8 protein-coding genes are annotated in these 6,567 nt (G+C 57.0%); 3 read left to right on the plus strand and 5 right to left on the minus strand.

Annotation, left to right across the window (positions count from 1 at the left end):
- A partial coding sequence (locus L9Z73_RS22915; RefSeq protein ID WP_247405836.1) for a LysR family transcriptional regulator occupies positions 1–254 on the minus strand: 254 nt, incomplete at its 3' end.
- Between the two features lie 106 nt (positions 255–360).
- On the opposite strand from L9Z73_RS22915, the gene L9Z73_RS22920 reads away from it, so the two are divergent.
- On the plus strand, positions 361–1,881 hold the full coding sequence (locus L9Z73_RS22920) for an MFS transporter (protein WP_247405838.1): 1,521 nt from the start codon (positions 361–363) through the stop codon (positions 1,879–1,881).
- Between the two features lie 54 nt (positions 1,882–1,935).
- Here L9Z73_RS22920 and L9Z73_RS22925 read toward each other — a convergent pair whose 3' ends face one another.
- Positions 1,936–2,346 (minus strand): HPF/RaiA family ribosome-associated protein, encoded by a 411-nt coding sequence (locus tag L9Z73_RS22925; protein ID WP_247405840.1) that lies wholly within the window; start codon positions 2,344–2,346, stop codon positions 1,936–1,938.
- Positions 2,347–2,937: 591 nt separating this feature from the next.
- On the opposite strand from L9Z73_RS22925, the gene L9Z73_RS22930 reads away from it, so the two are divergent.
- Positions 2,938–3,255 (plus strand): DUF3509 domain-containing protein, encoded by a 318-nt coding sequence (locus tag L9Z73_RS22930; protein WP_247405842.1) that lies wholly within the window; start codon positions 2,938–2,940, stop codon positions 3,253–3,255.
- Here L9Z73_RS22930 and L9Z73_RS22935 read toward each other — a convergent pair.
- Positions 3,252–3,737 carry a phosphate-starvation-inducible protein PsiE gene (locus tag L9Z73_RS22935; RefSeq protein WP_247405845.1) on the minus strand — a complete coding sequence of 162 codons (486 nt, stop codon included), beginning with the start codon at positions 3,735–3,737 and terminating at the stop codon, positions 3,252–3,254. The two genes, L9Z73_RS22930 and L9Z73_RS22935, sit on opposite strands and share 4 nt — an antisense overlap.
- Positions 3,738–3,985: 248 nt before the next feature.
- Between L9Z73_RS22935 and L9Z73_RS22940 the strand changes: the two genes are divergently transcribed.
- Positions 3,986–4,246: a YebG family protein gene (locus tag L9Z73_RS22940; RefSeq protein ID WP_010564043.1), complete on the plus strand. Its 261-nt coding sequence runs from the start codon at positions 3,986–3,988 to the stop codon at positions 4,244–4,246.
- Between the two features lie 229 nt (positions 4,247–4,475).
- Here the strand turns inward: L9Z73_RS22940 and L9Z73_RS22945 are convergent, their stop codons facing one another.
- Positions 4,476–5,063: a hypothetical protein gene (locus L9Z73_RS22945; RefSeq protein ID WP_247405848.1), complete on the minus strand. Its 588-nt coding sequence runs from the start codon at positions 5,061–5,063 to the stop codon at positions 4,476–4,478.
- Positions 5,060–6,567, minus strand: a 1,508-nt coding sequence (locus L9Z73_RS22950) for an RHS repeat-associated core domain-containing protein (protein WP_247405851.1), incomplete at its 5' end; no start/stop codon positions are given. The genes L9Z73_RS22945 and L9Z73_RS22950, both read right to left, overlap by 4 nt.

Below are 6,567 nucleotides of genomic sequence, written 5' to 3' on the forward strand. Positions count from 1 at the left end.
AGCACCGATTCGGCCGCTTCCAGCTCGGCCAGCGCGCGCAGGCAATGCTCGTAATAGGCCTGCCCGTCCTCGGTCAACCGCTGGCGGCGGGTGGAACGCTGCAACAGGCACGTGCCCAGGCGTGCCTCGAGTCGTGCCAAGCCTTTGCCCACGGCCGAACGGGTGAGGTTCAGCCGTTCGGCGGCTTCGGTCAGGTTGCCGCTCTCGACGATCTGCAGAAAGAGTTCAACGCCATCAAAACGTGGGGTGGCCATGCTGTAATTGTCGCCTTTAATTCCCTGATTGAATGAAAACTTGTCACGAATAAAGAATCCACTTCCCGCGAGAATGGCACGCTCCCCCTCTCGAAAGGAAGACCCCATGCCTCCCGCCGTCGCTGTATCGACTGTCAGCCCATCAAGCTCCGCCAGAAACGCGCTCGCCCTCACCGCCGTGTGCCTCGTGGCGCTGATGTTCGGCCTGGAAATCTCCAGCGTGCCGGTGATCCTGCCCACGCTGGAACAGCAACTGGGCACCGGTTTCCAGGATGCCCAATGGATCATGAACGCCTACACCCTGGCCTGCACCAGCGTGCTGATGGCTGCCGGTACGCTGGCCGACCGCTTTGGCCGGCGACGCATGCTGGTGCTGTGCCTGTGGCTGTTCGGCCTGGCCTCGCTGGCCTGTGGGCTGGCCGAAGACGCGTCCCTGCTGATCGGGGCGCGTTTCGTCCAGGGCGTGGGTGCCGGGGCGATGATGATCTGCCAGTTCGCGATTTTGTCGCACCAGTTCCGTGAGCCGGCGGCGCGGGCGCGGGCATTCGCGGTGTGGGGTGTGATTGCGGGCCTGGGCCTGGGCTTCGGACCGATGGTTGGGGCGTTGATCCTGGCAGTTGCGGACTGGCGCTGGGTGTTTCTCGTGCATGTGCCGCTCACGCTGCTGACCCTGGTGCTGCTGCATGTCAGCGTGCAGGAGTCGCGCGATCCAGCCGGCAATCGCCTCGATATCGCCGGCATGGTCACCTTGACGCTGTCGGTGTTTGCGCTGGTTTACTTCATCACCCAAGGCACCGAGAACGGCTTTGGCGCACCGGCCATGCTCGGCTGGGCAGGCTTGTCGCTGGCCGCGCTGCTGCTGTTCGTCTTCATTGAGCGGCGCAGCTCCCATCCGATGTTCGACTTCTCGGTGTTTCGCCTCCAACGCTTCAACGGCGCGTTGATGGGGTCGATCGGCATGAACTTCAGCTTCTGGCCGTTCATGATCTACCTGCCGTTGTACTTCCAGGCAGGTCTGGGCTACGACACCCTGACCACCGGCGGCGCCCTGCTCGCCTATACCCTGCCCACCTTGCTGGTACCGCCGCTGGCCGAGCGCCTGGCCCTGCGCTACGGCGCCGAACGCATCATCCCTTTGGGTCTGGGGGTGATGGGCACGGGCTTTATGGCCATGGCCGCCGCCAATGGCGCCGCGCATCCAAGCATCGTGCTGGTGCTGTTCAGTTGCGCGATGGCCGGCGTGGGCTTGGCGCTGACCAACTCACCGACCACCAACACCACCACCGGTTCGGTGTCGGCGGATCGTGCGGGCATGGCCTCGGGGATCGACCTCAGTGCGCGGCTGATCACCCTGGCGGTCAATATCGCGCTGATGGGCCTGGTGCTCTTGCTGGGGATCAGCCATCAACTGGCCGAAGTGTTGCCGGCCACCACCGCACTGGATTGGCCCGCCATCAGTCAGAACATTGCAGCGGGCAAGCTGGAGGGGCTGACATCAATGGGCCTGGCGCGTCCGGATGCCCAGGCGGCGCTACGCCATGGCGCCGGTTGGGCGATGCTGTTTGCGGGCGTGGGGGCTTGCGGGCTGGCGCTGTTGAGCCGGTATTTCTTCCGACGCGGCAGATAAACAAAAACGGGCCTGCATCTGCAGGCCCGTTCTCAGTAGGGAATGAAAAAACTGTCAGCTGTTAATTGCAGCGTTTTCGTTTTCCAGGAATTCCTCTTCAAGCGCGTCATCATTCACTTTGTTGGCCGGCACATTTTTCGCAGCAGCGCGTGGCTTGCCTTGCAGTTTGCCGAACAGATGTTCCAACGCATGGTCCAGCTTGATCGCTGCACCGTCGATCGCCTGTTCCAGGGTATCGGCTTTATGCAGCACCGAAAGCGGTTGATGGCCCTTTGGCCGTGCTTCCAGGCGGCAGCTTAAATCGTGGGGACCGGGCTTGTCGCCGTTCTCATCCCGCAGGTAGACCTCAACGCGGGTCAGGTCTTCGTCATAACGTTCGAGCGTGCTTTCAATGGTATTACGTACCCACTCCTCCAGTCGGATGCTGCTTTCGATATGGTTATCGCTATTGACTTGGATTTGCATAGTTCTTCCCTTATTTCAGCTAGCTCGTGAGAGGTCACAAACTGCAACACCGGGGTGGTGAAACCATGACCTCTTGATTACACAATTGAGCAGTCAGAGAAACAATTCAACCCCTTTGCAAAGATAAATCCCACATTACAAATTAACCCTGACTACAAGCAAAAACGCTGGTAGGGTGGGGAGTTAGTTACATCTTCTTACGCCCCACCATCTTCGTCATTACCGCTGTGCCCACGGGTGCCACCCGCGAAAAATCCCCGCTTCCCCGCCAGCCCATCGTGCACCGCTTTCTCGTGACTGCCCTGAAACAAAGCACGACGCCACCCCATGTGGGAGGGGGCTTGCCCGCGATTGCGCTCGCCCAGCCACGAATTCATCAACTGATCCACCGCAATCGCGGGCGAGCGCCCCTCCACAGGTGCATTCCAGCGTCAGGCAGGTCGCTGTACGGCACGCCCCTTGCTGTACAGCTCATGAGGCAAACGGAAGTTGTGAACCCTCAGCGACGGAGTGGCCGGTGGTCAGGCAACGCGAACTAATCCAGACGCCGGTCGTCAATGACTGCATGTTCTTATCAGGCGGTAACGCACCATGGACAACCCTTTTCAGATCATCACCGACACCTTCACCCCACAATACCGAGTCAACCTGAGCATCCAGCGGCTGGATGGCAGCATCATGCTGACCCTCTCGAATGAGCAGGGCGTGGTGGCCAAGCGCATGATCAGCGCCGAACAACGCAACGACCCGCAACGGCTCAAGCGCCTGGTGCAAAGCATCCAGTTCGGGATTGCCATCGAACAGGGCCACAGCGCCATGGAAATCCTGACGGTGATGACGGACGGGGACAGTCACAAACTGTTGCAGCGACCGCCCGCCCGTCCCCTACCCTTCAGCGTCAGGCTTTAAAGCTCACCTTTCTCTGTTTCAAGGCTCTCGCCCTTGCGGTGCGGGCCTTGCACCTTCACCGACGGAAACGCCGACGACGCATAGCGCACCACCAGAATCGAGAACGCCAACAACAGAATCCCGCCGCACAGGTAGATGATGCCGATGTCCGGCGGGTTGTGGTGGGACACGTTGGAGATCAGCAGACGCGTCAGCGCGGTGATCGCCACGTAGATCAGGAAGCGCACCGGCATGTGGTTGGTCTTGAAGTAAATCCCGACCATGGCGCCCAATTCCAGGTAGATGAACAACAGCAAGATGTCATCGATCTTGATGTGCCCGTTCTCCAGCATCCCCAGAAACTCCATCACCGCCGCCCAGGCAGTCACCGCGCCGATGGCGAACAACGCCAGGTAGTGGAACGTCTCGACAAACAGATTACCCAGAGACTCGGCCAGCCCGTGGACATTCTGACGCAGCTTTTCGGCCCAATTGATTTTCACGATGATGCTTCCTTAGGTCGGCTCGACCGGATAATGCGGGTTGGACGTGACGGTTGTTCTGCATGCAGAAAAAAGGCCAGCGGCAGGTATAAGATGATGGCGGGGTGACATGAGGCACTCCAAACCTGTATTTCCGGGCTACATTAAAAAACTGCTACCCAAACCCCACGGTTTGGCTTACCCTTTTAGCTGTATATAAATACAGTAGTCGCAAAAGACAACTATCGTGAAGGCATGTGAGGTGGTGAATGGCCGTCGAAGTGGTATACCGCAGCAGCCGAGATCTGGAGCGTTTGTTCATGGATAAAGCCGAAGCTGACCGTCATGACAAGATGCTTGAACTCGCTGAGTTGCTCGCAGAAGTGTTGCAAAAAGCCGTGCCGTCGTTGAGCGAGCAGCAGGTTGAAGAGGCCGGGATCTACATGGCGAAAAACCGCGATGTCTTTGCCAAGGCATTCAAGAGCCAACCGGACGCGCTGTCCGAGTTGCTGAACCCGCCGGCGGAATAAAGCCCGAATTGAACAGGCCCTGAATCGTTGATTCAGGGCCTTTTTAAAACGGATTTTCATCGGTTCGAAAATACTAAATAAATCTGTCCCGTTTGGCTCTGTGTGATTCATTGACCTTTTTAGGATCTGTTGAGAGTTTCTCAATGCTTGAAATTATGTCTTTCATCGCTAATTGACCTTATCGATGTGGGAGCACACCTGTTGATGCGAAGGTGTGAAGACGTTTCCATCACACGAGCGTGATGAGGTGAAACTCCAAAAAAGAGTGATCGAAATCAAGGGCGAGTAATTTCTCTTTGTACGCTTCGCCAATGATGATGTTGAACGCCCCCCCCCAGCCTTCCAAACGAAAGACCTCAGCAGTTTCAGGGATTTCTTCTGCGATCAGTACTGGCTCAAAAAAGAAACGACCTCTTGGATTCTGCCATTCTTTGACCACATGTTCTTCGGGCCAGGCTTCGTACTTGGATAACGCCCAATCGACGCAGTCAACATGATGGTAGGCATGCAAGAGTCGGTAACGTACTTTTTGGCTTTCGTGAGTGATAGGCAGATATTGCACGTTCTCTGCGGCGAGGTTATCCAGCCCCTCAAGAGATTCATCGAATACAAAAAAGTCCGATCCGATGGTATTGACCGGAGCGGTTTTTCCGGCGGCAAGAATGTCATAGTGCAGAGGCCTCATCGTGCAAGGCTTTCGGCTATTGGACAGTTCAACATCATCTACTTCCTCTCCCTTGTAAATAAGCTCTCCGAGGTTTACATAACCTTCCCACTTTTTACTGGCGACATTCGGATTGAGTTTGAAGTAATTCATAAGTCGACTTTCCTCAAAATCTTGTTAAGGGTTGAGGTGGGGTCCAATGCTTCCTTTCTAAGCTCTGCGAGCTCCGCTTTAAACTGATCCTGCCCTTTTCTGCTGGCGCTTTTCAACCGTTTATGAATTTCTGCATGCATGTTCTTAGGGTGTGGGCCTTTGTGCCCAGGCACGTCTACTTTGTTGAGTGGGTCATTGAGGACGTCTTTGCGAGACTTGCCGTTTTTGAATTTACCCAACCCATTTTTCTCAAACAGCACGCGGTATTTAGGGGTCCATTTCGCATGTTTATTGGTGGCGATGTGGTGCGTCGGCGCGCAGGCTGAGAGCCCCCACGGGTCAAACCACCCTGTTGGATTCACCGCGTACTGATAAAGGTTGAATCCTCCGACCAGGCTAATGGGATCTGGGGTCGTGAAGCGACCTATATCGGGATCATAAAACCTAAACGTATTAAAATGCAGCCCAGTCTCCCGATCCAGATACTGCCCCTGAAACCGCAAATTCTGCTCTTCAATGAAGTAAGGCTCCCGCACCTCCTCCAGCGTGTTGCCCCACACCCGATAAGTCGCTCGCCAGACGTCATGGCCGTCGGCCTCGGTGAGTTGCTCCGGCAAGCCGTTCAGGTCGTTGTGGTAATACCGCACGCGTTGGTATTCACCGTTACCGTCGACCCTGGCAAGAGGCTCGTAACTGTCGCCATCGTAGAGATAGAGGCTGGTCTGACTGTGTTTATGCTCCTGCAACAACCGTAGGCCATCCCAGGTGAACCGGGTTTCGCCCAGCGGACAGCCATCGCTGCCGTGTTCAGTTTTTTCAATGCGCCGACCCAGCGGGTCGTAGGCCATCCTGACCACGCTGCCGTTGTCATTGCGTACTTCAACTAACCGGCTTTCGGCGTCGTAGGCAAAACGCTGCACACCTCGCACAGCGCTACGCTTTTCAACCATTCGCCCCAAAGCGTCGTAGGTATAGCGCTTGTCTTGATACGTCAGCAGCCGGTTATGCCGTACCAGGCCGCCTTGTTGTGGCCCGTCGAGCAGGTTGGCTGCCGCATCGTAGGCATAGGTTTCGATCCGGCCTATTTGTTGGCTGACGAGGATACGTCCGCTACTGTCGTAGGCCAGGTGCTCTTGGCGGTCGGTACGGCGGCGTCCGATCAGGTTGTCGCTGGGGTCGTAGCTGTAGTGGGTTTCGACCAATGTCGGCAACTGCCACGGTTGGTCGATGCTGCGACGCTTGCGTGAGCGGACCCGGCCACTGCGGTCATAGTCGGTATTTGTTCTGAGTTGACCCTGAGTGCGTTGCAGTTCGCGGTGCAGGCGGTCGCGTTCGAAGTCGCTGATGACGTGGCCGTCGAGATTCAGCTGATGCAGATGGCCGCTGCCGTAGTACAGGCGATTGAGCCAGCGTCCGTCAGGCAAGTGGGTTTGAGTCAGGTTGCCCAATTCGTCGTAATGGTGTTGCAAACACCCCGCCGAGCTGTGCTCTTCGAGCAGTTGCC

It is taken from the genome of Pseudomonas emilianonis (assembly GCF_023072625.1).
GTDB classification, from domain to species: Bacteria; Pseudomonadota; Gammaproteobacteria; order Pseudomonadales; family Pseudomonadaceae; genus Aquipseudomonas; species Aquipseudomonas paraveronii.

Bases quoted from the DNA above. Each gene is read 5' to 3' on its own strand.
- L9Z73_RS22945 (WP_247405848.1), bottom strand. From the start codon at position 5,063: ATGAATTACTTCAAACTCAATCCGAATGTCGCCAGTAAAAAGTGGGAA.
- L9Z73_RS22920 (WP_247405838.1), top strand. From the start codon at position 361: ATGCCTCCCGCCGTCGCTGTATCGACTGTCAGCCCATCAAGCTCCGCC.
- L9Z73_RS22940 (WP_010564043.1), top strand. From the start codon at position 3,986: ATGGCCGTCGAAGTGGTATACCGCAGCAGCCGAGATCTGGAGCGTTTG.
- L9Z73_RS22925 (WP_247405840.1), bottom strand. From the start codon at position 2,346: ATGCAAATCCAAGTCAATAGCGATAACCATATCGAAAGCAGCATCCGA.
- L9Z73_RS22930 (WP_247405842.1), top strand. From the start codon at position 2,938: ATGGACAACCCTTTTCAGATCATCACCGACACCTTCACCCCACAATAC.